This is a genomic window from Nocardioides hungaricus (genome assembly GCF_054782915.1).
The window spans coordinates 1-920 of sequence record NZ_BAAGRO010000084.1; the positions used below are offsets into that span (position 1 = coordinate 1).

Consider the following 920-nt stretch of genomic DNA (forward strand, 5'->3'; position numbering starts at 1 on the left):
AGCGGACACCGTGGACTTGATCCTCGAGCTCCGGGAGAAGCTGACCGCGAGCGGCCTGGACGCCGGCCCCGAGACCATCGGCTGGCACCTGACCCACCGCCACGGCATCACCGTCTCCAGGGCCACCATCGCCCGCTACCTCGCCAAGGCCGGACTCGTGGTCCCCGAGCCGAAGAAGAAGCCCAAGTCGTCCTACATCCGGTTCGCCGCGGCGATGCCCAACGAAACCTGGCAGTCCGACTTCACCCACTACCGGCTCCGGCGTCCCGACGGGCGTCCCGGCGCCGACAGCGAGATCCTGACCTGGCTCGACGACTGCTCCCGCTACGCCCTGTCGGTCACCGCGCACCACCGCGTCACCGGCCCGATCGTGCTCAGAACCTTCAGAGAAACCGTTGCCGAGTACGGGATTCCCGCCTCGACGTTGACCGACAACGGGATGGTCTTCACCACCAGACTGTCCCAGGGCAAGAAGGGAGCCGGCACCCGCAACGGGTTCGAGACCGAGCTCCGCCGGCTCGGGATCGTCCAGAAGAACTCCACCCCCGGCCACCCCACCACCTGCGGCAAGGTTGAGCGGTTCCAGCAGACGATGAAGAAGTGGCTCCGCGGACAGCCCGAGCAGCCGACCACGATCGACGACCTCCAGGCCCTTCTCGACGCGTTCGCCGAGGAGTACAACCACCACCGGCCCCACCGCTCCCTCGAGCACCGGGCCACCCCGGCCACGATCTACAACAACCGCCCCAAGGCCACCCCGAGCACCGGCGACCGGGACCACGACACCCACGACCGGGTCCGCTACGACAAGGTCGACAAGGCCGGCAAGATCACCTGGCGCTACCAGGGCCAGATGTACTCCATCGGCATCGGGCGAACCCACACCGGAACCCGCGTCATCGTCCTGGCCCAAGACCTCG

General features: G+C 67.9%; 1 protein-coding gene. It reads left to right on the forward strand.

Features of this window, described 5'->3' with window-relative positions; all coding sequences use genetic code 11:
• Positions 1 to 16 precede the first annotated feature (16 nt).
• A partial coding sequence (locus ACYVKX_RS23325) for an integrase core domain-containing protein (RefSeq protein ID WP_460836107.1) occupies positions 17 to 920 on the forward strand: 904 nt, incomplete at its 3' end.